22 protein-coding genes and 1 pseudogene are annotated in these 23,169 nt (G+C 71.8%); 9 read left to right on the plus strand and 14 right to left on the minus strand.

Going from position 1 to position 23,169, the window contains the following annotated elements; all coding sequences use genetic code 11:
• Positions 1 to 164: 164 nt before the first annotated feature.
• The 9 genes and pseudogenes from OG852_RS46310 to OG852_RS46350 form a co-directional block, all read right to left on the minus strand.
• Positions 165 to 368: pseudogene (locus tag OG852_RS46310) on the minus strand (SDR family NAD(P)-dependent oxidoreductase); the annotation flags it as partial.
• Positions 365 to 1,477 carry a 2,3-butanediol dehydrogenase gene (locus OG852_RS46315; protein WP_330351107.1) on the minus strand — a complete coding sequence of 371 codons (1,113 nt, stop codon included), beginning with the start codon at positions 1,475 to 1,477 and terminating at the stop codon, positions 365 to 367. The pseudogene OG852_RS46310 and the gene OG852_RS46315, both read right to left, overlap by 4 nt.
• A 103-nt stretch (positions 1,478 to 1,580) precedes the next feature.
• Entirely contained in the window at positions 1,581 to 2,114 is a 534-nt protein-coding gene (locus tag OG852_RS46320) for a 2,4'-dihydroxyacetophenone dioxygenase family protein (RefSeq protein WP_330351108.1), read from the minus strand.
• A 947-nt stretch (positions 2,115 to 3,061) separates the two neighbouring features.
• Entirely contained in the window at positions 3,062 to 4,219 is a 1,158-nt protein-coding gene (locus tag OG852_RS46325; protein WP_330351109.1) for an acyl-CoA dehydrogenase family protein, read from the minus strand.
• A gap of 14 nt (positions 4,220 to 4,233) precedes the next feature.
• Complete coding sequence (locus OG852_RS46330; protein ID WP_330351110.1) at positions 4,234 to 4,752, minus strand: DoxX family protein; 519 nt, start codon at positions 4,750 to 4,752, stop codon at positions 4,234 to 4,236.
• Positions 4,749 to 5,660, minus strand: a complete 912-nt coding sequence (locus OG852_RS46335; protein ID WP_330351111.1) for an SDR family NAD(P)-dependent oxidoreductase — start codon at positions 5,658 to 5,660, stop codon at positions 4,749 to 4,751. The genes OG852_RS46330 and OG852_RS46335 overlap by 4 nt, the downstream gene beginning before the upstream one ends.
• Before the next feature lie 32 nt (positions 5,661 to 5,692).
• Positions 5,693 to 6,847: a CaiB/BaiF CoA transferase family protein gene (locus OG852_RS46340; RefSeq protein WP_133915455.1), complete on the minus strand. Its 1,155-nt coding sequence runs from the start codon at positions 6,845 to 6,847 to the stop codon at positions 5,693 to 5,695.
• Between the two features lie 27 nt (positions 6,848 to 6,874).
• Complete coding sequence (locus tag OG852_RS46345) at positions 6,875 to 7,645, minus strand: enoyl-CoA hydratase/isomerase family protein (protein ID WP_330351112.1); 771 nt, start codon at positions 7,643 to 7,645, stop codon at positions 6,875 to 6,877.
• 10 nt (positions 7,646 to 7,655) lie between these two features.
• The gene (locus OG852_RS46350; RefSeq protein ID WP_330351113.1) at positions 7,656 to 8,411 is read right to left on the minus strand and encodes an SDR family NAD(P)-dependent oxidoreductase; all 756 of its coding nucleotides are present in this window, start codon (positions 8,409 to 8,411) and stop codon (positions 7,656 to 7,658) included.
• A 100-nt stretch (positions 8,412 to 8,511) separates the two neighbouring features.
• Between OG852_RS46350 and OG852_RS46355 the strand changes: the two genes are divergently transcribed.
• The 6 genes from OG852_RS46355 (at position 8,512) to OG852_RS46380 (ending at position 15,141) form a co-directional block, all read left to right on the plus strand.
• Positions 8,512 to 9,654 carry an acyl-CoA dehydrogenase family protein gene (locus OG852_RS46355; protein ID WP_133915458.1) on the plus strand — a complete coding sequence of 381 codons (1,143 nt, stop codon included), beginning with the start codon at positions 8,512 to 8,514 and terminating at the stop codon, positions 9,652 to 9,654.
• 74 nt (positions 9,655 to 9,728) lie between these two features.
• Positions 9,729 to 11,219 carry an aldehyde dehydrogenase family protein gene (locus OG852_RS46360; protein ID WP_133915459.1) on the plus strand — a complete coding sequence of 497 codons (1,491 nt, stop codon included), beginning with the start codon at positions 9,729 to 9,731 and terminating at the stop codon, positions 11,217 to 11,219.
• 25 nt (positions 11,220 to 11,244) lie between these two features.
• Entirely contained in the window at positions 11,245 to 12,819 is a 1,575-nt protein-coding gene (locus OG852_RS46365; RefSeq protein ID WP_330351114.1) for an AMP-binding protein, read from the plus strand.
• On the plus strand, positions 12,816 to 13,976 hold the full coding sequence (locus OG852_RS46370) for a thiolase family protein (protein ID WP_330351115.1): 1,161 nt from the start codon (positions 12,816 to 12,818) through the stop codon (positions 13,974 to 13,976). The genes OG852_RS46365 and OG852_RS46370 overlap by 4 nt, the downstream gene beginning before the upstream one ends.
• A complete protein-coding gene (locus OG852_RS46375; protein ID WP_133915462.1) occupies positions 13,973 to 14,374 on the plus strand; it encodes a Zn-ribbon domain-containing OB-fold protein in 402 nt (133 codons plus the stop codon). Before OG852_RS46370 ends, OG852_RS46375 begins: the two co-directional genes overlap by 4 nt.
• Before the next feature lie 17 nt (positions 14,375 to 14,391).
• Entirely contained in the window at positions 14,392 to 15,141 is a 750-nt protein-coding gene (locus tag OG852_RS46380) for a FadR/GntR family transcriptional regulator (RefSeq protein WP_330351116.1), read from the plus strand.
• Positions 15,142 to 15,145: 4 nt separating this feature from the next.
• On the opposite strand, the gene OG852_RS46385 is transcribed toward OG852_RS46380, so the two are convergent.
• Genes OG852_RS46385 through OG852_RS46395 form a run of 3 tightly spaced genes read right to left on the minus strand, consistent with a single transcriptional unit; the run spans position 15,146 to position 18,116 of the window.
• Positions 15,146 to 16,168 (minus strand): LLM class F420-dependent oxidoreductase, encoded by a 1,023-nt coding sequence (locus tag OG852_RS46385; protein WP_133915463.1) that lies wholly within the window; start codon positions 16,166 to 16,168, stop codon positions 15,146 to 15,148.
• Positions 16,165 to 17,301 carry an acyl-CoA dehydrogenase family protein gene (locus OG852_RS46390; protein ID WP_133915464.1) on the minus strand — a complete coding sequence of 379 codons (1,137 nt, stop codon included), beginning with the start codon at positions 17,299 to 17,301 and terminating at the stop codon, positions 16,165 to 16,167. Before OG852_RS46390 ends, OG852_RS46385 begins: the two co-directional genes overlap by 4 nt.
• Before the next feature lie 17 nt (positions 17,302 to 17,318).
• Positions 17,319 to 18,116 carry an enoyl-CoA hydratase/isomerase family protein gene (locus OG852_RS46395; RefSeq protein ID WP_133915465.1) on the minus strand — a complete coding sequence of 266 codons (798 nt, stop codon included), beginning with the start codon at positions 18,114 to 18,116 and terminating at the stop codon, positions 17,319 to 17,321.
• Positions 18,117 to 18,182: 66 nt separating this feature from the next.
• On the opposite strand from OG852_RS46395, the gene OG852_RS46400 reads away from it, so the two are divergent.
• Together OG852_RS46400 and OG852_RS46405 are read left to right on the plus strand one after the other, a co-directional pair.
• A complete protein-coding gene (locus OG852_RS46400) occupies positions 18,183 to 19,049 on the plus strand; it encodes a crotonase/enoyl-CoA hydratase family protein (protein ID WP_133915466.1) in 867 nt (288 codons plus the stop codon).
• A gap of 131 nt (positions 19,050 to 19,180) precedes the next feature.
• Positions 19,181 to 20,578, plus strand: coding sequence for a family 1 glycosylhydrolase (locus OG852_RS46405; protein ID WP_133915467.1), 1,398 nt, complete (start codon positions 19,181 to 19,183; stop codon positions 20,576 to 20,578).
• On the opposite strand, the gene OG852_RS46410 is transcribed toward OG852_RS46405, so the two are convergent.
• Both OG852_RS46410 and OG852_RS46415 read right to left on the minus strand, forming a co-directional pair.
• Positions 20,557 to 21,057, minus strand: coding sequence for a MaoC family dehydratase (locus tag OG852_RS46410; protein ID WP_330351117.1), 501 nt, complete (start codon positions 21,055 to 21,057; stop codon positions 20,557 to 20,559). The genes OG852_RS46405 and OG852_RS46410 overlap by 22 nt on opposite strands.
• Positions 21,058 to 21,096: 39 nt before the next feature.
• A complete protein-coding gene (locus OG852_RS46415) occupies positions 21,097 to 21,918 on the minus strand; it encodes an enoyl-CoA hydratase/isomerase family protein (RefSeq protein ID WP_133915469.1) in 822 nt (273 codons plus the stop codon).
• Between the two features lie 108 nt (positions 21,919 to 22,026).
• On the opposite strand from OG852_RS46415, the gene OG852_RS46420 reads away from it, so the two are divergent.
• Positions 22,027 to 23,145, plus strand: a complete 1,119-nt coding sequence (locus OG852_RS46420) for an acyl-CoA dehydrogenase family protein (protein WP_330351118.1) — start codon at positions 22,027 to 22,029, stop codon at positions 23,143 to 23,145.
• The last annotated feature ends 24 nt before the right edge of the window (positions 23,146 to 23,169 follow it).

Genomic DNA, 23,169 nt, shown 5'->3' on the forward strand with positions numbered 1-23,169 from the left:
GCGCGAGTGCGGGGGCGGGGTTTCCGCCGTGCGCGGCGGGCGGCGCTGCGGCGCTCCCGGGGGCCCGAGCGTACCCCGGCGCCGCAGGCCACGTCACTGTTCTGAGCGGCAGGAGGCGCACCCGGCTCCCGTGGTGTCACACCGATCCTCGCGACCAGGGTGTCCCGGTCCGTGACGTCCTGCTCCACGATGTGGACCCGCTCGTGGCGGGGTGACTCGCCTGCGTCGGCCGGGCGCAGACCGAGGGCGTGCACCTCCGCTCCCAGACCGGCGAACAGGTCGGCGGTGGCCGCGCCGATGCCGGAGGTGCCTCCGGTGACCAGGGCGATCTGGCCGGCGAACAGATCGGGGGCGAGTCCGGTGGTCATCTGCGCGGTTCCGTTCGGTCGGCGGGTGGGTGGTGGGCCGGTGGTCCGGTGCGGTGCGACGCCGGGGCGACGAGGATCTTGACCTGGTCGCCCGCCCCGTCCAGCAGCGCCGCGAAGCCACGGGAGACGAGTTCGTCGAGCGCGATGGTCGAGGTGACGACCGGCGTCAGGTCCAGGCCCTGCTCGGAGACCAGCCGGACGAGTTCCGGATAGGTGTCGCGGTAGCCGACGCCGGCGACGATCGACTGCTCGTTGTTGACCAGCGCGAAGGCGTCGAGGGACACCTCCTGGGCCAGCCCGACCAGGACGACCCGGCCGCCACGCCGGGTCGCGGTCAGACAGCTGCGCAGGGCGGCCTCGGATCCGACCGCCTCGAACGCGGCGTCGACCCCCTCCCCGCCGGTCATCTCCCGGATTCGCGCCCCGGTGTCCTCCTCCCCGCCGGCGTCGACCAGGTCGGTGGCGCCGAGGCCGGCCGCGAGTTCCCGGCGGGCGGCGGACACGTCGACGGCGATGATCCGGCGCACGTTCCGTTGCGCGGCGAGCCGGACGGTGAACAGGCCGACCGGTCCCAGGCCGACGACGGCCACCGTATCCGGTGAGGCCCCGGCGCGCCGCAGCGCGTGCAGGGCGACCGAGGCCGGTTCGAACAGCGCGGCCTGCTCCAGCGAGACGGTCCGCGGGAGGCGGTGGGCCATGTACGCGGGGATGGCGGCGTACTCGGCCATACCACCGTCCCCCATCAGCCCGGCGAACCCGAAGTGACGGCAGACGTTGTACTCGCCTGCCCTGCACCGGGGACAGGTTCCGCACCGGTAGTTCGGCTCGACCGCCACTCGGTCACCGACGGCGAGGCCGGTCACCGACGGCCCGAGGGCCGCCACCGTTCCGCAGAACTCGTGGCCCAGGACCAGCGGAGCCGTCCTGCCGGAGGCCGGATGCGGCTCGGCGACCGGGATGGCGTGCGGCCCGTCGGCGTACTCTTGCAGGTCGCTTCCGCAGATACCGCAGTAGGCCACCTCGACGAGCACCTCGCCGGGCCGGACTCCGGGGACGTCCACCTCGGAGATGCGGACGTCCCGGGCCCCGTACCAGACAGCGGCTTTCATACGGGGGCAGCGGACAGGGTGGCTCATGCTCATCCGGCCACCCGCGCCACAGTCGCGCCTCCGGCGGCCGTGACGCGTTCGGGCCGACGTTGCGGAACCGGGGTCACCGGAACAGCGAGTTGACGTAGTCGGCGCCGATGCCGACCTTCTCGTAGTGCGCGCGGCACAGCTCGATGTAGTCGTGGACGTCGAAGTAGCCGTCGGGTTCGCCGTTCTCGTCGAGCCATATGAGGGGGCCCTTGACGATGAAGAAGGCCTTCATCGGCTCGTCGCTCTCGTAGGCCACCAGCGTGTGCCCCTCGCCGGGCGCCTCGTAGACGAAGTCACCGGCGTGTGCGGTCCACAGCCGCTCCAGGTAGCCCCACTTCCCGGAGAGCGTGTAGGCGAACACCTCGTGCGGGTGGTAGTGCCGGTTGACGAGTCCGGCCTCCTTGGCGCGCAGGATGTCGGCCCAGGAGTTGTCCTTGACGTTGATCCACAGAGGACGCGATCCGACGGTCTCACTCAACGGCGCGTAGTACCGGTCGTCGTCGGTGGCCACCTGGGAGAGGTAGACCTCGGGCAGGGCGTCCGGCTTGAAAGAGTTCTGGATCGGCTTGAGGCCCTTCCAGAACTCGGACGTGGCTTCGTCGGGCATGTCTCGGCTCCGTTCGTCGCGGTGGCCGACAGTGAACCCGAGGTTCGCAGACGGGTCTTTCCTCAGCGGGACATCAGGGATTGCCTGTTCGGGACACGCCGACACCCCCGGCATCGCCCTCTCCGCCGGGAGTGGAGCGGCGCGGACCTGGCCATCGCCGTCTGGCGCGCCCTGTGGATCTGCCGTCTCACTCGCGCTCGCGAGCGAGACGGCCCCGGCCGGCGGCACGGGCGCCATGGTGGTCTTCTGCGGCATGCTCCGGCTCGCCGGTCCCGCATGTGGCAGGCGGGCGGCCGGGGCGGAGACGGTCAGCCGATGATGCCGGTCACCGAGTTTCCGGACCTCTAGTGGCTCTTCGAGGCACATGAGCTGGGAAACGATCCAGGCCTGGGGGATGGCCTGGGGGGAGGTCTTGCGCGCTTCTGGAAACGGTCCGCAATCGGAACTACTCGTTCAAGCCTCGACGTCAGAGGACCTCACAGGTGTGCCCCCGGCTGACGTCGGGGGCACATGCATTCGGGTCGTGTGGCTCAGGCGAGACATGACAGACGCCACAGCTGTGCGCCCGCATCGTGCCTTCGTTCAACCACTACGCCCTCGGCCGCATACCGTGATCGCAGGACTCGGCGCGAGCGCGTCCGGCAACCGCGACATCCTCTTCCGCCCACGCGTTGCCGTCATGGCGGGTGGCGATGCGGTGGGCGCTCGGCGACATGGATCTCACCGTGGAACGACCGTGTCCGCCGGAGTGACAGGACGGATCGGGCGGCCCGAAGGGGAGCACCCGGCCCATCCGTACCTCCGCCGCGCCGAGTCCTCACAGCTGTTGCCCGGAGGCCCGGCGGTCCATCACGAGCGGCTGCTGGACCGCTCGGGTATATGACAACCGAGCCGACGAGAAGACCCGGGATGATCGGCGGATCCCGGGGCCTTCGTTCGCGTGCCGCTCAGCCGCGTGCCGCCTCGCCCAGCAGTGCCTTCGCGATGATGACCTGCTGGATCTGGCTGGTGCCCTCGTAGATGCGGAAAAGGCGCGCGTCGCGGTAGAAGCGCTCGACGGCGACCCCGCGCATGTAGCCCGCGCCGCCGTGGATCTGCACGGCGCGGTCGGCGACCCGCCAGACCATCTCGCTGGCGAAGTACTTCGCGCAGGACGGGCCGATCTTGGTGTCGGTTCCCGCGTCGAAGGCGGTCGCCGCCTCCAGGACGGTGGCCCGGCCGGCGTAGTAGTCGGTCTGCGAGTCGGCGATGAGACCCTGGACGAGCTGGAAGGAGCCGATCAGCTGTCCGGACTGTCTGCGGGTGCTCGCGTACGCGACCGACTCGTCGACCAGACGCTCCGCCATGCCGACCATCAGCGCCGAGATGTGAACGCGTCCGTGCGCGATGCAGCCCATGGCCGTGGAGAAGCCCCGGTTCAGCCCGGATTCACCGCCGACGAGTGCGGAGGCGGGGACGCGTACGTCGTCGAAGTACACGTCCGCGGTCCAGGCGCCGAACTGGCCCATCTTGTGGTCCCGGGGGGCCACCGTCAGACCCGGCGTACCGGCCGGGACGAGAAAGGTGGAGATGCCCCGGGTGCGCGGGGCGTCGGGGTCGGTGCGGGCGAAGACCATGAAGACGTCGGCGAGCGGGGCGTTGGTGATGTACCGCTTGGCGCCGTTGATCACCCAGGTGTCCCCGTCGAGATGGGCGCGTGTGGTCAGCGTCGACGGGTCGGACCCGGCCTCGGGCTCGGTGAGCGCGAACGACGCCAGGACGTCGCCGGAGGCGATCCGCGGCAGCCACTCCGCCTTCTGTTCCTCCGTGCCGCCGACCATCAGGACGTGCCCGGCGATGCCGTTGTTCGTCCCGAACATGGAGCGCAACGACGGTGTGGTGTAGCCCAGTTCGAACATCAGGCGGGCCTCTTCGTGCATCGACAGACCCAGCCCGCCGTACTCCTCGGGCAGCGCGAAGCCGAACAGCCCCATCTTCTTCGCCGCCTCGCGGATGTCCGCGGGCATCTCGTCCTTCTCGTCGATCTCCGCCTCGAGCGGCACGACGCGTTCCCGGACGAAACGCCGGACCTCGGACAGCACCGTGCTGAAGTCAGCCGCGTCCATGTCGACTCCCTTACCTAGTGATCCGTTTGTGTCTCGTCCGGCTTCCGCGGTGGCCGGTAGCAGGCGGCCAGCAGGGCCGCCCCGCTCGCCGTGCCGAGTCCGGCGGCGAGCAACGCGGGTCCCGCACCCGCCCGTTCGCGTCGCAGCAGCCCGTCGAGGGAGTACCGGCCGTGACCGAGTGCCGCCAGGGCGACGGCCGCGCCGCCCACGACACCGACGCACTCCCAGCCGCCCTTGAAGACGAAGAAGCCCTTGCCACGGTGGTCGGTCCGGGCCGCCACGGTCATCAGACCGACGGCCGCCGCCGCGGGCAGGGGGCCCGCCGCGCCGAGGGCGATGCCGACGCCCGCCGCCATCTCGGTCCCGGCCGCCATCCGGGCGTGCACGGCGGCCGGCCGGAGACCGAGCGCCTCGAACCAGCCCGTCGTGCCCTCCAGCCCGCCCGGGCCCGCGACCTTGTTCCAGCCGTGGGCGAAGAGCATGGGGCCGAGGGTGGCCCTCAGTACGAGCGCGGCCGCGTCGTGGCCTTTCACTGGCCCGCCCCGGTGGCCCGGCCCACGGGTGCGGCACCGTACAACTGCGGTACGGCGTCGACGAGTTCTTCGTAGGTGAGGGCCTGTCCCGACCGGCTGGGGTGGACCGCGGCGACGGTCCAGCCCGTCAGTCGGTTCAGCCGGTTGCCCTCGATGCGCAGGACCTGGCCGGTCAGCCAGGCCGCGCTGTCGGAGGCGAGGTAGACGACGACCCCGGAGGCGTTGGCGGGATCGCGCGGGTCGAAGCCGTCGGTGGTGCGCAGGGACGCGCCGACGTCGAGTCCGTCCGTCATCCGGGTGGCCGCGATGGGCGAGATGGCGTTCGCGGTGACGCCGTACTTGCGCATCTCCAGGGCCGTGAGGACGGTCAGCCCGGCTATCCCGGCCTTCGCGGCACCGTAGTTGGACTGGCCCTGGTTGCCGAACAGGCCCGTCCCGGACGTGGTGTTGATGACACGGCCGGTGACGCGCTCACCCCGCTTGGACGCCTCGCGCCAGTACGCGCACGCGTGCCGGGTGAGGGCGAAGGTGCCCTTCAGATGCACCGCGATCACCGAGTCGAACTCGGCCTCGGTCATCGAGAACAGCATCCGGTCGCGCACGATGCCCGCGTTGTTGACGACGACGTCCAGCCGGCCGAACTCCGCGACCGTGTCCGCCACCATCGCCTCGGTGGCCGCCCAGTCGGTGACCGAGGCGTGGTTGGCGACCGCACGGCCGCCGAGCTTGGTGATCTCCGCGACCACGTCGTCGGCGGGGGAGTCACCGGTCCGCTCGCCGTGCACGCCCGAGCCGAGGTCGTTGACCACCACGGTCGCCCCGGCCTCGGCGAGCGCCAGACAGTGCGCCCGGCCCAGCCCCCGGCCACCGCCGGTCACGATGGCGACCTTGTCGTCGAGGATGCCCACGCCGTACCTCCAAGAAGAGCAGATGTGTCTCATCAGTCGAGTTCGCGCAGTACGTCGTCGGTGTGCTCGCCGAGCGTCGGCGCGCCGGTGCGCGGCTTCTCGTCCACGCCCCAGAAGCGCACCGGGGTCGCCACGGTTCGCAGGGGCGGCGCGTCGCCCATGCCGGGCTGTTCGACGAACGCCCCCACGGCCTCCGCCTGCGGGTCGGCGGACACCTCGGCGAGGGTCTGCACGGGCGCCCACCACACGCCTTCGGCGTCGAACCGCGCCGCCCACTCGTCCAGCGGCCGTTTGGCGAACTCCTCGTCGAACACGGCGATCAGCTCCCGCACATGGCCCCGGCGGGCCTTGCCGGTGGCGAACCGTTCGTCGTCCGACAGGTCCTCGCGGCCGAGCGCCTTCACCACGCCGGGCCAGTGCCGGCCGCCCTCCAGACCCACCAGCCAGAACCAGCGGTCGTCGGCGGCCCGGTAGCAGTTGTAGAGCGGCGACTCGTGCTCGGTGCGCGGGCGGGTGCGCCCGCGCCTGCCGAAGAAGTTCTGCAGGGCGAGGTCGTTGCCGTTCGCGTACGTACCGGACCGCAGGAGCGACACGTCCACCACGCCGCCCTCGCCGGTGCGTTCGCGGCGCAGCAGCGCGGCCAGCACACCGGCGACCAGGTTGGCGGCGGCCGTACGGTCGCCGAGGCCGGGGCGGATGCCGGGCGGCGGCTCGCCGGCCGGGTTGAGCATGGCGGCGATGCCGGGCCGGGCCCAGAACGCGGAGACGTCGTAGCCGGCCCGGTCGCGCTCGGCGCCCGCCCAGCCGTAGCCCGTCAGCGTGCCGACGATCAAACGGGGATGGCGTTCCCGCAACTCCTCCGGGTCCAGCCCGAGGCGCTCCAGGGCGCCGGGCCGGAGGTTGGTGACGAAGACGTCGGCGCGTTCCAGCAGCCGCTCCAGGACCTGCTTGCCGTCCTCGGAGCGCAGATCGAGGACGATGCCGCGCTTGCCGCGGTTGTCGGTCTCGAACGGGGGCGCGCTGTCGATGTCCTGGCCGACGTGCCGCAGCGTGTACCGGTTGGGGTCGCCGGTGGGTGCCTCCACCTTGATCACGTCGGCGCCCCAGTCGGCCAGCATGGTGGCGGCGGCCGGAGCGGCCACCCACATGCCCAGCTCGACGACGGAAAAGCCTTCCAGTGGCCGCACGGCCCACCTCCAGGTGTGTCGGTATGCCTACACGCCGCGGAAATCGCCGGGCCGGCGCTCGCGGAAGGCCTTGAGCCCCTCGGCGCGGTCCTCGGTGCAGAACAGCACCGAGACGGTCTCGCGCTCATAGGCGATCGCCGTCTCGAGGCTCATGGCGAGCCCCTGGTCGATCAGTCGCTTGCCCGCGGAGAGCGCGAGCGGGGCCCCGGCCGTCAGACCTCCGGCGAGCTTCTCGGCGGCGGCGAGCGCTGCGCCGGGTTCGGCGAGCTCGTTGACCAGCCCCAGCTGCCAGGCACGCTCGGCGTCGATGGGTTCCCCGGTGAGGATCATCTGTTTGGCGATCGCCGGTGGCAGCAGACGGGGGAGCCGCTGTGTGCCGCCCGCGCCCGGCAGGACGCCCAGTTTCATCTCGGGCAGCCCCAGGCGTGTCCCGCGCTCGGCCACCCGCAGGTCGCAGGCGAGCGCCAGTTCCAGGCCGCCGCCGAAGGCGAATCCGTGGAGGGCCGCGATCGACGGCTTGGGGAAGTCCTCCAGGAGCGCGTACGCCTCGGTCAGCCGCCCCACGAAGACCCGGAACTGCCCGGGGGAGGTGAACGACTCGATTTCGCCGAGGTCGGCACCGGCCGAGAAGGCGCGGCCCGCTCCGGTCACGATCAGGGCGCGTACGTCGTCGTTGTCGCGTATCTGGTCGAGTGCGCGGGTGAGCCGGTCCACCGTCTCCGAGCCGACGGCGTTGAGCCGCTCCGGCCGGTCCAGCGTCAACAGGGCGATCTTGTCCCGGAGTTCGACACGCAGCACGGCCGTCACCTCAGACCATCGTCAGGCCGCCGCTGACCGAGAGCGTCTGCCCGGTCATGTAGGCGGCGTCGTCGGACGCGAGGAAGGCCACCACGCCGGCGATCTCGGCGGGCTGGGCGACGCGGCGCAGCGGGATGGCCCGCACGGTCGCGTCGTACATCTTCCGGCTGTACTCGGCGACCTGCCCGAGCAGCGCGGTGTCGGTGGGTCCGGGGCAGACGCTGTTGACGGTGATGCCGTGCCGGGCGACCTCGCGGGCCAGGGCCTTGCCGAAGGCGATGACACCGCCCTTCGTCGCGGAGTACACGACCTCGCCCGAGGAGCCGACCCGGCCGGCGTCCGAGGCGATGTGCACGATCCGGCCGCCACCGCGCTCGATCATCGGGTCGAGCACCGCGCGGGTCATGGTGATCGTCCCGCGCAGGTTGACGGCGATGATCCGGTCCCAGGTCTCCTCGTCGCTGTCGACGAACCGGCCGATGACGTCGACGGCCGCGTTGTTCACCAGCACGTCCACCGGGCCGAGTTCGGCGGCCACCCGCTGCACGGCCGCATGCACGGCCGAGCGGTCGGAGATGTCCGCGCCGACACCCGTCGCGCGCACCCCGTAACGCTCCGCGAGGCGCGCCGCCACCTTGTCCGCGGCCTCGGGGTCCAGGTCGCAGACGGCGACCGAGGCTCCCCGGTCGGCGAGCCGGTCGGCGATCGCCTCGCCGATGCCGCGTCCCGCTCCGGTGACGAGCGCCACCTTGTCCCGTACGCTCACGCGCCCTCCCTGTCCCGGCACCAAAAACAGCGCTATCGTATAACTACTTCAGCTAAATAAGCGAGATGCAGAGCATGTGAGACGCAGGAGTGGAGTCGAGATGCGCCGTACGATCTTCGCCGAGGAGCACGACCTGTTCCGCGAGACCGCCCGCTCCTACTACCTGCGGGAATGTGTCCCGTACAGCGCGGAGTGGGAGCGCGAGGGGCAGGTCGGCCGAGCCGCGTGGGCGGCGGCGGGCAAGGCCGGGCTGATCGGCTGGGAGTTCCCGGAGGAGTACGGCGGGCAGGGCGTCCGCGACTTCCGCTACAACGCCATCATGGCGGAGGAGATGGCCGCCACCGGAGCCGTCGGCATCGGACTCGGCCTGCAGAACGACGTCGTCCCGCCCTACCTGATGAACCTCACCACCCCGGAGCAGAAGGCCCGCTGGCTGCCCGGAGTGATCGCCGGCGAGACGATCTGCGCGCTCGCCCTGTCCGAGCCGGCCGCCGGATCCGACCTCAAGGGCATCCGCACCACCGCCCGCCGGGACGGCGACGAGTGGGTGATCGACGGCTCCAAGACCTTCATCACCAACGGCGTCCTCGCCGACCTCGTCATCGTCGCCTGCAAGACCGACCCGGCGGCCGGGCACAAGGGCATCAGCCTGATCGTCGTCGAGCGCGGCGCCGAGGGCTTCGAGCGCGGACGAAAGCTCGACAAGGTCGGGATGAAGGCCCAGGACACCGCCGAACTCTTCTTCCGCGAGGTGCGCGTCCCCGCCGAGAACCTGATCGGGCAGGAGGGGCGCGGTTTCTATCACATGATGGGCAACCTCCCCACCGAGCGGCTCGCCATCGCCGTCGCCGCGCTCGCCTCCGCGCAGCGGGCCTTCGACGTCACCCTGGAGTACGCCAGGACCCGCACCGCCTTCGGGCAGCCGATCGGCGAGTTCCAGGCCAACCGGTTCGCCCTCGCGGACATCAAGGCGAAGCTCGCCGCCGCCCGGGTCTATGTCGACGGCTGCATCATGGCCCTGGTCGGGGGCGAGTTGACGGCCGAGGAGGCCGCCGCGGCCAAGTACTGGACCACGGAGACCGGCTGGGCGGTCATCGACCGCTGTATGCAGCTCTTCGGCGGCTACGGCTATGTCAACGAGTACGAGATCGCCCGCATCTGGCGCGACAGCCGGGTGCAAAGGGTGTTCGGCGGCACCTCGGAGATCATGCAGGAGATCGTCGGCCGCTCGCTGGGGCTGTGACGTCGACCGTGACATTGACTGCTACCGATAAATAGGTTAGCTATTTAAGCGAAGTGTACGGACAGGAGGCAATCATGGTCACCGTCGACGTAGCACTGCACCGGCAGCGGGCCGAGCGGGTTCTGCCGCGCCCACGCCTCGTCATCGGCGGCAAGGAGCTGTCCGACACGAGCGGCGGACTCTACGCGCACACCAACCCGGCGACCGGTCTCGTCCAGGCCGAGATCCCGCTCGCCGGCCCCGGCGAGGTGGACCAGGCCGTCACCGCAGCCCGGACCGCGTTCGAGGTCTGGGGCGGTATGCGGCCGGCCGAGCGGCGCCGCCTGCTCACCCGGTTCGCCCAGCTGATCCGCGACCACATCCCCGACTTCGCGGCGATCAGCCCGCTGGAGAACGGCGTGTGCGTCGGCGGCTGGGCCGAGAACGTCGGAACGCACATCGCCGAGTGGACCGAGTACTACGCCGGCTGGGCCGACAAGATCGAGGGCCTGGTCGGCGCGGGCCACAGTCCGCACGAGAACGTCGAGTACACCCTCGCCGAGCCGTACGGCGTGATCGGCCACATCATCACCTGGAACTCTCCGGCGCTGTCCCTGGCGATGAAGATCCCGCCCTCGCTCGCCGCCGGCAACACCGTGGTGATCAAACCGGCCGAGTCCACCCCCTTCTCCGCGCTGCTCTTCGCCGACCTGGCCCGCGAGGCGGGCATCCCCGACGGCGTGATCAACGTCGTCACCGGCCTCGGCGACGCCGGATCGGCCCTCGTCACCCACCCCGGCGTGGACAAGATCTCCTTCACCGGCGGCCCCGCCACCGCGCGCCGCATCATGGCCGACGCGGCGCTGAGCCTCAAGCCCGTCGTGTTCGAACTGGGCGGCAAGTCCGCCAACCTGCTCTTCGCCGACACCGACCTCGACACCGTCGTGCCGTACTGCGCGGCCTTCGCCATGAGCAACACCGGCCAGGGCTGCGCACTGCCCACCCGTCTGCTGGTGGAGCGACCGATCTACGACGAGGTGGTCGCCCGGGTCACCGGGGTCGTCGCCCACCTCCCCGTGGGCGACCCGCTCGACCCGACGACCTACATCGGGCCCCTCATCGACGCAGCCGCCCGCGACCGTGTCCAGGGTGTGATCGACAAAGCGGTGAAGGACGGCGCCGGACGCCTCGCCTTCGGCGGTGAACGCATCGACGCCGACGGTTACTTCGTCTCCCCGACCGTCTTCGCCGACGTCGACAACAGGAGCGACCTCGCCCAGCGGGAGATCTTCGGCCCGGTCCTCGCCCTCACCCCGTTCGACACGGAGGACGAGGCGATCGCCCTCGCCAACGACACCGAGTACGGCCTGTCCGCCTACATCCAGTCCCGTGACATCGCCCGCGTGAACCGCCTGGTGCCGCGCCTGAAGGCCGGCACGGTGTACGTCAACCCCGGCCCGAACCCGATCACCTCACCGGCCACGCCCTTCGGAGGCGTCGGCCTCAGCGGGTTCGGACGGGAGGGCGGCAGGGCCGGACTGGAGGAGTTCATCCACGTCAAGGGCGTCGGCGTCGGCCGCGTCTGACGAGAGCCCACAGGAGCGAACCACCGTGAATCCCGCCCGCCGCCTGACGTTCGGCGACCTCATCCGCGAGCACCGCAGGTCCTACCCCGACGGCGTCGCCCTCGTCGACGGCGACATCCGGCTGACCTGGCCGCAGCTCGACGAGCGCACCAACCGCCTGGCCAACGCCCTCACGGAGGCGGGCGTCGGCCCCGGCGACCGCATCCTGTGGCTGGGCCAGAACTCCTTCCGCATCTGGGAGCTGCTCGGCGCCGCGGCGAAGACCGGTGCCATGGTCTGCCCCGGCTACTGGCGCTGGGCGGCCCCCGAAATGGCCTTCGCCGTAGAGGACTTCGACCCCAAGGTCGTCGTCTGGCAGGACGAGGAGATCGGCGACACCGTCGGCAAGGCGCGGGCCGAACTCGGCACCGACCACCGGGCCTTGTGGCTACGGCACGACACCGACGGCCCCGACTCGTACGAGTCCTTCCTGGCCGCCGGTTCGCCCGAGGACCGCCGCGTCGACGTCGACCCCGACGCGGCGCTGCTCGTCATCTACACCGCGGCGATCTCCGGACGTCAGTCCGGCTCGATGCTCTCGCACCGCAATCTCCTCGCCATGGGCGCGAGCGCCGCCTGGATGGGGGACATCGGAACCGAGACCGCCTTCCTCGGCGCCGGGCCCATGTTCCACATCGGCAACTACCAGTTCTGGGGCGTCCCGGCCTTCGTCCACGGCGGCAAGAACGTCATCGTGCGCCGGGTCGTCGCCGAGGAACTGCTGCCGCTGCTGGCGGACGAGAAGTGCACCCACGCCTATCTGATGCCGCCGACCATCGCGCAGCTCGTCGCGCTGAACCGCGAGGCCGGGCACGACCTCTCCCATCTGCGGGCGAGCGTCGCCGCCCCTCTGTGGCAGGGCACCGTGCCCACCGACACCAGCCGCTTCACCCGCAACGGCGGCGGCGAGGGCCGCGGTTACGGACAGACCGAGGTGACCGGCTTCGCCGTCACCGGCGCCTACGGCGGCACGGGCACCGGCAACGCGGGACGCCCCGGCCCCGGCACCGCCGTACGCGTCCTCGACAGCACCGGAGAGGAGTGCGCGACCGGGGTGGCCGGTGAGATCTGCGTCCGCGGGGACCTCGTGCACCTCGGCTACTGGAACCGGCCGGAGATCAACGAGGAACGCTTCCGCTTCGGCTGGTGGCACACCACCGACCTCGGCCGCCGCGAGGCCGACGGCACGATCAGCTTCCTCGGCACGACCACCCGCATGCTGAAGTCGGCCGCCGAGAACATCTTCCCCGCCGAGGTGGAGAACTGCATCGAGTCCCATCCGGCGGTGAAGGAGGCCGCCGTGATCGGCGTGCCCAACGAGCGCTGGGCGCAGGACGTCAAGGCCGTCGTCGTGCTGCACGCCGGCGCCGGGCCGGTCACCGCCGAGGACGTCGTCGAGCACTGCCGGGCGCGCATCGCCTCGTACAAGAAGCCCAAGACGGTGGAGTTCGTCGACGCGCTGCCCCGCACCAAGGACTTCGCGAAGGACTACGAGGCGCTCGACGAGCGCTTCGGCGGCGGCGGTTACCCGGGCGGCGACACGCTCGGCGCGGGACGATGACCCCCGCGGACCGCCGCCGGCCGGTCGTCGTCGGTGTGTACGCCACCGAACAGGCGCTGTCCCTCCCGGACCGGGACGCCATGGACCTCGCGCTCGAAGCGGTGAGCGGCGCGGTCGCGGACGCCGGGCTGGCACCGTCGGACATCGACGGCGCCCAGGTCGACTGGCCCGGCCCCGGCGGCGTGCCCGGCGAGGGCAGCTCCTGGGCGCGCCTGCTCGGCCGGGACCTGCGCTGGACCAGCGACTCGATGCTCGACAACGCGGGCTCACGCGGCCTGCTGAAAGCGGCGGCGGCCGTGCGGGCGGGGTTCGCCGACACCGTCGTGGTCGGCGGCTGCAAGCTGGTCTCCCGCGGGACGGGCCCCGTCGGAGCCGGGGTGGCGCTGGAGTTCGCCGACGTGTGGGGCAGCTATGTCGTCGCCCAGTTCGCCCTGGTGGCCGCCCGGCACATGCACGAGTACGGCACGACCTCCCGCCAGCTCGCGGAGGTCGCCGCCACCATCCGCAACAACGGCACCACCAACCCGGAGGCGATGATGTACGGGCGCGGCCCGTACACCGCCGGCGACGTGCTCGCCTCCCGCATGGTGGCCACGCCCTTCCATCTGCTGGACTGCTGCATCGTCGGCGAGGGCGGCGCGGCGCTCGTCGTGACCACCGCCGAGCGGGCCCGTGACCTGCCGCACCCGCCCGTCGCCGTCCTCGGCGGCGGCATGCAGTACCACCAGGCCGCGTACGCCAACCCGGCACTGTACCGGGAGGTCGGCGGACTCGGGCGGGAGGCCGCCGAGCGCGCCTACGCGATGGCCGGCATCGGCCCGCACGACGTCGACGTGTTCTCCCTCTACGACCCCAACTCCTTCGAGATCATCCGCCAGTTGGAGATCCTCGGCCTGTGCGGCGAGGGCGAGGGCGGCCCGCTGGCCGCGAGCGGCGCCATCGCCGTCGGCGGCAAGCACCCGGTCAACCCGGACGGCGGCTGTCTGGCGTACGCCTGGAACGGCACCCAGCAGATGACCCTCAAAGTCGTCGAAGCCGTACGGCAGTTGCGCGGCACGGCCGTGCACCAGGTCGAGGGCGCGGAGCTGGCGGTCGTCGGCAACGCAGGCTCAGGGGCCCAGCATTACGAGATGAGCGTGCTGGGGAGGACGCGATGACCCGGCCCGTACCCGTCCCGACGCGGCTGTCCCGGCCGTTCTGGGACGCGGCCCGGCGCGGCGAGCTGGTCGTCCCGCACTGCCCGACCTGCGGCCTGCGCTTCTTCGTCCCGGAACCCGCCTGCCCCGGCTGTATGGCGCGCGACTGGCGGTACGCGTCCAGCGCGGGCCGCGGAACCGTCTACTCGGTGACCGTCGTGCACCGGGCCCCCGGCCCCGGCTTCGACACCCCGTTCGCGCTGGCCGTGATCGACCTCGACGACGGGGCCGCCCTGCTGGCGCACGTGGACGCGGGCGACCCCGAGGACGTGGTCATCGGGCTGCGTGTCCGCGTGGACTTCCGCGCCCTCACCGACGAGATCACGTTGCCGTACTTCGTACCGGAGACAACTCACTGAGGGCGGAGGTGGGCGCGGTGGCGAACACGCCGGTACGGGTCCCCAAGATGGCGGAACTGGTCGCGGCACGGCTGCGCCGCATGATCGTGCGCGGTGAGCTCGCGGAGGGGGACGCCCTGCCGTCCGAGACGGCGCTGATGCAGGAGTTCGCCGTCTCCCGGCCCACCCTGCGCGAGGCGTTCCGGGTACTGGAATCGGAGTCGCTGATCGACGTGCGCCGGGGCGCCCGGGGCGGGGCGCGGGTGCAGGTCCCGGAGGGCACGGTGGCCGCCCGCTACGCCGGTCTGGTGCTGGAGTACCGGGGCACGACCCTGAAGGACGTGTACGACGCCCGTACGGTGATCGAGGCGCCGTGCGCCGGTCTCCTGGCCGAGCGGCGCACCGACGAGGACCTGCGCAGACTGCGGGCCGCCGTCGCCGAGGCCGAGCGGCTCATGGACGACCCGTCGGCCTTCATCCGCGCCCACATGGAGTTCCACGCCCTGGTCGTGGAACTCGCGGGCAACGAGACGCTCGGCGTCCTCAACGGCATGGTCCGCCACATCATCGACCAGGCGAACTGGTCCCACGTCGACCTCGACGCCGGCAGCCCGGAGAACATCCGGGCCAACCGCCGGGGATTCCGTGCCCACGGCGCGCTCGTGGACCTGGTCGCCGCGCGCCGCGCCGAGGCCGCCGAGGAGCTGTGGCACCTCCATCTGCAGGAGGCGGAGGACTATCTGCTGCAGAGCAGGTCCATGACCACCGTCCTGGACCTGCTCGGCTGACCGGTCAGCTCTCGCGCAGCTCCGCCACGATCGGCTCCCACACCTCGGCACGGGTCTCGTAGGCGGTGTAGAAGGACACCCGGTCGACCAGCGCCCCGTACCGGCGCCTGATCTCGCCCGCCACCCGCTCCGGCTCCGCCACCACCGCGAAGGTGCCCAGGACCTCGTCGTCGACGAGCCGGGTCATCGCCTCCCACTTGTCCTCGCGCCGGGACGTCGACAACGCGTGCAGTTCGTCGCCGAGTTCGCCCCAGCCGTGCAGCTCCAGGACCCCGCGGTAGGCAGGCGTGCTGCCGTAGAAGGCGACCTGTGCGCGGGTGCCGTCGATCGCGCGGGTCATCTCCTCCTCCGTCCCGCCGGTCGCGGTCAGCAGCAGATGGGAGACGGAGAAGTCCGCGCGTGTGCGGCCCGACGACGTCAGACCGGCCTCGACGGTCGGCAGGGTGACCTCGCGCAGATACCGCTCGGTGGTGAAGCCGTGCGCGAGCAGGCCGTCGGCCACCTCGCCCGCGACCCGGGTCATCGCCTCCCCGACGGCGGCCACGAACACCTTGGGCGCGCCGCCGGTGGCGGGCGGCGGGGAGAAGAACGGGGACATCAGGGTGTGCGAGTAGAAGTCGCCGCGGAAGTTGAGCCGTTCGCCCTCGTTCCAGGCGGCCCAGATGGCGCGCAGCGCGCTCACGTACTCCCGCATACGGGCGGCGGGCCGGCTCCACGGCATGGCGAAGCGCCGCTCGATGTGCGGCTTGATCTGGCTGCCCAGGCCGAGCGAGAACCGCCCGCCGGAGTACGTCTGCAAGTCGTGTGCGGTGTAAGCGAGTTGCATGGGGGAGCGGGCGAAGGCCACCGCGATGGCGGTGCCGACCTCCAGCCGGTCCGTGTGCTCGGCGGCCAGCAGCAGGGGCAGGAACGGGTCGTGTTTGGACTCCGAGGCCCACAGCCCGTCGTAGCCCGCCTTCTCGTGATGGCGGGCCTCCTCCACGACCTCCGCCGTGCTCCACACGTTGAGCTTGCCGTCGACCTTCATGCCGCTCCTTCGCCCGCTTCCATGCCGATGCGCTGTGCGAGCAGTTCGCGATGGTACGCGGGATCGCCGAACAGCAGCTGTGACGTCTTGGCCCGCTTCAGATAGAGGTGGGCCGGGTGTTCCCAGGTGAAGCCGATACCGCCGTGGACCTGGATGTTCTGAGCCGTGGCCTGCACACACGCGTCGGAGCAGAACGCCTTGGCCAGGCTCGCCACGGCGGGCAGGTCCGGGGCCTCGCCCTCGGCGGCGAGCAGGGCGTAGTGCGCGGCGGCCCGCGCCGACTCGACCTCCAGCAGGACGTCGGCCAGCAGATGCTTGACAGCCTGGAAGGAGCCGATCGCGCGCCCGAACTGATGGCGGACCTTGGCGTACTCCACCGCCATGTCGAGCGCGCGCGACGCCACCCCCACCTGCTCGGCGGCCAGCGCGACGGCGGCCCGGTCGAGGACCTGGGCGACCAGGTCCCAGCCGTCGCCGTGCGTCCGCAGCCGGGTCGCCGGTACCTCGCGGTACTCCAGGCGGGCCTGCCGGCGGGTCGGGTCCAGGGTGGGCAGCGGCGCACGCGTCAGACCGGGCGCGTCACCGTCCACCAGGAAGACACCGATCCCGTCGGCGGCGCGCGCCACGGTGAGCACGACATCGGCGGCCGCACCGTCGAGCACGAACGTCTTGTGCCCGGTGAGCAGCCAACTCCCGCCGGATTCACGGGCGATGAGCCCGACCCCCGCCGCGTCCCAGCGTGCCGAGTCCTCGGTCAGGGCCAGTGTCGCGACGAGTTCCCCGGCGGCCAGCCCCGGCAGCAGACGCTTGCGCGCCTCCTCGTCGGCGCAGCGCAGCAGCGTGGTCGTCGCCAGGACGGCCGAGGACAGGAAGGGCGCGCACAGCAGCGCACGGCCCGTCTCCTCCATGACCACGCCCACCTCGACCGGCCCGCACCCGGCCCCGCCGTACTCCTCGGGCACGGCGAGCCCCTGCAGGCCCAGCTCGGTGCCCATCCGGCGCCACAGCGCCCGGTCGAAGCCCTCGGGGGTCTCCATCAGACGCCGTACCTCGGTCTCCGGCGAGGTGTCCGCGAGGAACGCCCTTACCGTGCGGCCGAGTTCCTCCTGTTCCTCGCTGAACGCGAAGTCCATTCCTGCTCCTCTCCGGTTCAGCGGCGGCCGCGTGCGGCGATGATCCGCTCGACGGCGGCGATGTGATCCGGTGCGTGCATGGTCTCCCGCTCGGCGAGCAGGGCCGGCTCCATCACCGTGTCGAGGGCCTGCTCCAGATGCCGGTTGACGGCGCGCTTGGTCTCGCGCAGCGCCTGCGCGGGCAGGGCCGCCAGCCGTCCGGCCAGGTCCATGGCCTCGTCCATGAGCTTGTCCCTGGGCACGGCGCGATTGGCGATGCCCAGCCGGACCGCGTCCTCGGCGCTCACCCGGTCGCCCAGGAAGAGCAGCTCCTTCGCCCGGGTCAGGCCCACGAGCAGCGGCAGCACGTACGCGCCCCCGTCGCCCGCGACGAGCCCGACCCGCACGTGCGGGTCGGCGACATGGGCGTCGTCGGCGATCAGCACCAGGTCGCTCAGCAGGGCGAGGCTGCAACCGAGGCCCACGGCGGGGCCGTTGACCGCGGCGACGACGGGCAGGGGGCAGCGGACCAGGCCGGTGATGATCCCGCGCGCCTCGTCGACCTGCCGCTGCCGGAAGGCGCCGTCGCGCTGCACCCGGGTCATGGTGTCGAGGTTGCCGCCGGCGCTGAACGCCCGGCCGCGCCCGGTCAGGACGATCACGCGCGCCTCCGGATCGGCGGCGAGGTCGTCCCACACCGACGCGAGGCCGGTGTGCAGCTCGTCGCTCATCGCGTTCAGCTGCTCGGGCCGGTTCAGCTCGACCAGCCGGATGGGCCCGACGGCCGTCACCACCAGATCCGTCATCTTCGCCGCCCTCGTCCGGGGATCCGTCATTAGAGTTGAATGCTATAACTAATTAAGCTTTCTGGAAACCGGGTCGCGGAGTGACGGAGGACGCGCATGCCGCAGCAGGAGTACGAGACCGTACGGGCCGAGGTGGCCGACCGGATCCTCACGGTCACCCTCGACCGGCCCGAGAAGCTCAACGCCTTCAACCCGCGCATGATGCAGGACCTCCTCGACGTCCTGGACGCGGCAGACGCGGACGACGACGTGCGGGTGATCGTGGTGACCGGCGCCGGACGCGGCTTCTGCGCGGGCGCCGACGTCAGCTCCGGCGGCTCCTCCTTCGACCACCGCAAGGCGGGCGCCCTGCACAGGGACACCGGCGGCCGGGTGGCCCTGCGGATCTTCGCCAGCACCAAGCCGGTCATCGCGGCGATCAACGGCCCGGCGGCGGGCGTGGGGGCCAGTATGACCCTGCCCATGGACATCCGGCTGGCGTCGACGACGGCGAGGTTCGGCTTCGTCTTCGCCCGCCGCGGCATCGTGCCGGAGTCCGCCGCGAGCTGGTTCCTGCCCCGCGCGGTCGGCATGCAGCGGGCCATGGAGTGGGTGGCCACCGGCCGCGTCTTCGGCCCCGCGGAGGCGCTGGCTGCCGGGCTGGTCCGCTCCGTCCACCCGCCCGAGGAGCTGCTCCCGGCGGCGTACGAACTCGCCCGGGAGATCGCCGAGAACACCTCGGCGGTCTCCGTCGCCCTGTCCCGCCAGATGATGTGGCGCATGCTCGGCGAGCCCCACCCCATGACCGCGCACCGGCTCGACTCACGCGTCATGAGCCAGATCGGCGGCGGCCCGGACCCCGTCGAGGGCGTCGAGTCCTTCCTCGCCAAGCGGCCGCCCGCCTTCCCCGGCCTGGTGAGCAAGGACATGCCGGCCGTATACCCCTGGTGGCGGGAGGAGGAGTTCCGGCCGTTCGGGGAGTAGGCGACCGGCCGGGACTGGACAGATCCACGAGATGCGGCCGAAACATTGTCGTGGTTTGCATGAAGTGTTAGCGTCCGATCGGCGGACATTCAGTTGAATGCGCTAAACCATTGACCGCCTGGACGGTGACCATGAGCGATGGTTTCCTGCATGAATCGCTGAGCGGGGTCGACTGGGGGGTCGCCACCGCGGACACCGTCGCGGCCCCGCCGCCGCCCGCACAGGAGCGCGGCGGCCACTTCGGGCAGTGGACCGACGACCTCCGGCGGCTGCTCGGCGTCACCACGGACACCCACCGCATGGTCGCCGGCTGGCCGCTGCTCCAGCCCGACGGCCCGGGCAGCTGGGACCGGCAGGCCCTGGACCGCTGCGAGCGCGCCCTCGACGCCCTGCTCGCCCAGGGGAAGCGGCCGGCGCTCACCCTCGTCGACCGCACGCTGCCGTCATGGCAGGACGCCGGAGGCTGGCTCGCCCGCGACACCGCCGAGCACTTCGCCGCGTACGCCGCCGAGCTGGGCCGCCGCTTCGGCGACCGGGTGGAACGCTGGATCACCTCCACCGACCTGGCCGGGCCCACCCTCGCCGACCACGTGGCCGGAATGTACTCACCGGGCCGCGGCGCCGGCCGCGCCGGGCTCCCCGCGGTCCACCACATCCTCCTCGCCAACGGACTCGCCACCCAGGCCCTGCGCGCCACGGGTGCGGCCGGCCGGATCGGGACCACGGTCACGCTCGTGGGCGGCTACCCGGCCACCGACGACCCCTACGACCGGCTCGCCCTGGAGCGCCTGGAGAGCTGGACCAACCGCGTCTTCCTCGACCCGCTGCTGCTCGGCGAGCACATGGTGACCGAGGACGGCCTCGAGCCCGTGGCGGCCACCGGCTGCGTACGCCCCGGCGACCTGGACGTCATCACCACCGCCCAGGACCTGCTGGCCGTGTCCTGGCACACGCCGTTCCGCGTCACCGCGCCCGAGAACCTGCCCCGGGTGCTGCCGAGCACGAAGTGCCGCAGTGCCCTCAACGAGGTCAACCGGCTGCTCGTCGGCCTCGGTTTCGCGATCGTCCCCTTCGACGAGGTGGAGACCACCGCCTACGGCTGGCCCATCATCCCCGAGGGGCTCGCCGACGCCGTCGCGGGCCTGTTTGACCTGTACGGCGACCTGCTGCCCCCGCTGTCGGTCGTCGACAACGGCATGGGCGACCTTGACCTGGTCGACGGCTCCGGACACCGCGACGACGCCCGGCGCCGGGCCCTGCTGCGCGCCCGGCTCTCCTGGCTGGCGGGGCTCGTCGACGCCGGGGTGGAGGTGTGCGGCTACGAGTACTGGTCGGTCCTGGACAACCTGGAGGCCAAGTTCCGCTACACCCGTCTGTACGCGATGGCCGTCCCCGACCACGAGCTCGCGCCCCGGCCCGCGATGCCGTCCGACTGGGTGCGCGGGGGAGCCTTCGCCGCCCCGCCCACCACCGGCCCGCAAACCGGCCTGACCCTGGTGACCCCCGCTCAGGGCGCCGGCACCTCGTAGTCCCGGCCGCGGATCAGCCGTACCGGGCAGTAGACCAGCACGTCCTCGTCCCGCTGGTTGCGCACGGTGATCCGGCTGGTCACCACGCCCCGGCCGGGCTTGCTGGAGGGGCGAGACCCGGTCGTCTCCACGACGGCGTACAGCGTGTCGCCGACGTACACCGGCCCGTGCACGGTCAGTTCCATGTGCAGGAAGGCGAGCCCCGTGCCGTGCAGGACGTTCGTCTGCAGGACGAGGCCCTCGGCGAGGCAGTACGTCAGACCGCCCGGGACCAGCCGGCCCGTGTAACCGCCCTCCGCCGCGTGTGTGGCGTCCCAGAACAGCGGCTCGGTGAAGCCGCCCCAGGTGACGAAGTTGACCAGGTCGGTCTCGGTGACGGTCCGGCGGGCGGTCCGGAAGACCTGCCCGACCGGCATCTCCTCGTAGGTCAGACCCTTCACCAGGGGCGGGATGTCGGTCCTCGTGTCGTGCGCGGTCATGTCTCGGTTCCTCTCGGTGGCGTCGTCACAGGTCGGTCGTCACAGGTCGAGCGGGTGCTTCTCCGCCACGGCCGCGAAGTCGGGGGCGCGCTTGTCGCGGTGGGCCGCGAGGCCCTCGACGACCTCGTGGCCCGCGAACCCGAAGAACTCAAGGCCGAGCGAGGCCTCGAAGGCGGGCTGGGCGGTGCGGTACCAGTGGTTGAGGGACCGCTTGGTCCAGCTGATCGCGCTCGCGGGACCGGCGGCCAGGACCTTCGCCACGCGCAGCGCCTCGTCGTGCACCTCCTGGTCGGCCACGCACTTCGACACCAGCCCGATCCGCTCGGCCTCCTCACCCGTGAGGGCCTCGCAGGTCAGCAGGTAGTACTTGGCCTTGGCCATGCCGCACAGCAGGGGCCAGCAGATGGCCGCGTGGTCCCCGGCCGCCACCCCGAGGCGGGTGTGCCCGTCGACGATCTTCGCCGTACGGGCCGCGATCGAGACGTCGGCCAGCATGCCGATGACCAGGCCGGCCCCGACGGCCGGTCCGTGGATCGCGGAGACCACCGGCTTGGAGCAGTTGATCACCCCGTACACCATGTCCCGTGCCTCGCGCATCACCCGGGCGCGTACCGCGTGGTCCTCGGTCAGGGCCTGGATGGAGTCGAAGGTGCCACCCGCGGAGAACGCCCGGCCCGCCCCCTGGACCAGCACCGCACGGGTCCGCTCGTCCCGGTCGATCACCGGCCAGACGTCGGCCAGTTCGCCGTGCATCCGCGGGTCGACCGCGTTGAGGTTCGGGGCGTCGAGCACGACGCGCAGCACACCGGGCGCGGGCCGCTCGAAGGTCAGGCTCGTGAACGGGGCATAGGGATCGGTCACGTCGCGCTCCTGGCGTAATCAGTGCGGATACTATAATTATCTAACTGTATCGAGCGGAGAGCGGCAAGCGATCGGCAGCCGCGTCGCAGCGAGGACGGGAAGCCCGGCATGGATCTCACCTTCAGCCAGGAACAGGACGAACTGCGCACGGTCGTACGGTCCTTCCTGGCCAAGTACTCCGACGAGGCGGCCGTGCGCCGGCTGGCCGCCGACCCGCGCGGCCACGACGCCGTCGTCTGGCGGCGGATGGCCGGCGAGCTGGGCCTGCAGGGGCTCGCCGTACCGGAGGAGTACGGCGGCTCGGGCTTCGGCTACGTCGAACTCGGCGTCGTCTTCGACGAGGCGGGCCGCGCGCTGCTGTGCGAGCCGTACTTCGCCACCGTCGCCCTGGCCGCCGAGGCCCTGCTGCGCTGCGCCGACGACCAGGCACGGGCCGACCTCCTGCCCGGCATCGCCTCGGGCGCGACGATCGCCACCCTGGCGCTCACCGAGGACAGCGGCCGCTGGGACGAGCCCGGCATCCGCCTCACCGCCCACGACACCCCCGACGGCTGGCGGCTGACCGGCGCCAAGACCTACGTCCCCGACGGCCTCCTCGCCGACCTCCTCCTGGTCGCCGCCCGCACTCCCGGGGGCATCAGCCTCTTCGCGGTCGGCGCCGACGCGGCCGGCCTCACCCGCACCCCTCTCCCCACCCTTGACCAGACCCGCAAACAGGCCCGCCTGGAGTTCGCCGACACCCCGGCCCGCCTGATCGGTCCCGAGGGCACGGCATGGCCCGTCCTCGAACGCACCCTCGCCACGGCCTCGGTCCTGCTCGCCGCCGAACAGGTCGGGGGAGCGGCCGCCGCACTCGACGCCGCCGTGGACTACGCGCGCATCCGGGTGCAGTACGGACGGCCCATCGGCTCCTTCCAGGGGATCAAGCACAAGTGCGCCGACATGCTGGTGGAGATCGAGTCCGCCCGCTCGGCCGCGTACGCCGGGCTGTGGGCCCTGGACGCCGGGGACGACACGGAGACCGCCGTCGCCGCCGCCCTGGCGCAGGCCTTCTGCTCGGAGGCGTTCACCAAGGTGGCCGGCGACAGCATCCAGATCCACGGCGGCATCGGCTTCACCTGGGAGCACCCCGCGCACCTGTACTTCAAGCGCGCCAAGAGCTCCGAGGTGCTGCTCGGCACACCGTCGTACCACCGGGAGCTGCTGGCCGCCCGGCTCGGCATCTGAGATCTCTTGAGAGCAGGGAGAAAC

It is taken from the genome of Streptomyces sp. NBC_00582, assembly GCF_036345155.1.
Lineage (GTDB): Bacteria > Actinomycetota > Actinomycetes > Streptomycetales > Streptomycetaceae > Streptomyces.

What these genes read in the sequence shown, in the direction of transcription:
- OG852_RS46315 (WP_330351107.1), bottom strand. Translation starts at nt 1,477, where the DNA reads ATGAAAGCCGCTGTCTGGTACGGGGCCCGGGACGTCCGCATCTCCGAG.
- OG852_RS46320 (WP_330351108.1), bottom strand. Translation starts at nt 2,114, where the DNA reads ATGCCCGACGAAGCCACGTCCGAGTTCTGGAAGGGCCTCAAGCCGATC.
- OG852_RS46325 (WP_330351109.1), bottom strand. Translation starts at nt 4,219, where the DNA reads ATGGACGCGGCTGACTTCAGCACGGTGCTGTCCGAGGTCCGGCGTTTC.
- OG852_RS46355 (WP_133915458.1), top strand. Translation starts at nt 8,512, where the DNA reads ATGCGCCGTACGATCTTCGCCGAGGAGCACGACCTGTTCCGCGAGACC.
- OG852_RS46360 (WP_133915459.1), top strand. Translation starts at nt 9,729, where the DNA reads ATGGTCACCGTCGACGTAGCACTGCACCGGCAGCGGGCCGAGCGGGTT.
- OG852_RS46370 (WP_330351115.1), top strand. Translation starts at nt 12,816, where the DNA reads ATGACCCCCGCGGACCGCCGCCGGCCGGTCGTCGTCGGTGTGTACGCC.
- OG852_RS46375 (WP_133915462.1), top strand. Translation starts at nt 13,973, where the DNA reads ATGACCCGGCCCGTACCCGTCCCGACGCGGCTGTCCCGGCCGTTCTGG.
- OG852_RS46385 (WP_133915463.1), bottom strand. Translation starts at nt 16,168, where the DNA reads ATGAAGGTCGACGGCAAGCTCAACGTGTGGAGCACGGCGGAGGTCGTG.
- OG852_RS46390 (WP_133915464.1), bottom strand. Translation starts at nt 17,301, where the DNA reads ATGGACTTCGCGTTCAGCGAGGAACAGGAGGAACTCGGCCGCACGGTA.
- OG852_RS46395 (WP_133915465.1), bottom strand. Translation starts at nt 18,116, where the DNA reads ATGACGGATCCCCGGACGAGGGCGGCGAAGATGACGGATCTGGTGGTG.
- OG852_RS46400 (WP_133915466.1), top strand. Translation starts at nt 18,183, where the DNA reads ATGCCGCAGCAGGAGTACGAGACCGTACGGGCCGAGGTGGCCGACCGG.
- OG852_RS46405 (WP_133915467.1), top strand. Translation starts at nt 19,181, where the DNA reads ATGAGCGATGGTTTCCTGCATGAATCGCTGAGCGGGGTCGACTGGGGG.
- OG852_RS46410 (WP_330351117.1), bottom strand. Translation starts at nt 21,057, where the DNA reads ATGACCGCGCACGACACGAGGACCGACATCCCGCCCCTGGTGAAGGGT.
- OG852_RS46420 (WP_330351118.1), top strand. Translation starts at nt 22,027, where the DNA reads ATGGATCTCACCTTCAGCCAGGAACAGGACGAACTGCGCACGGTCGTA.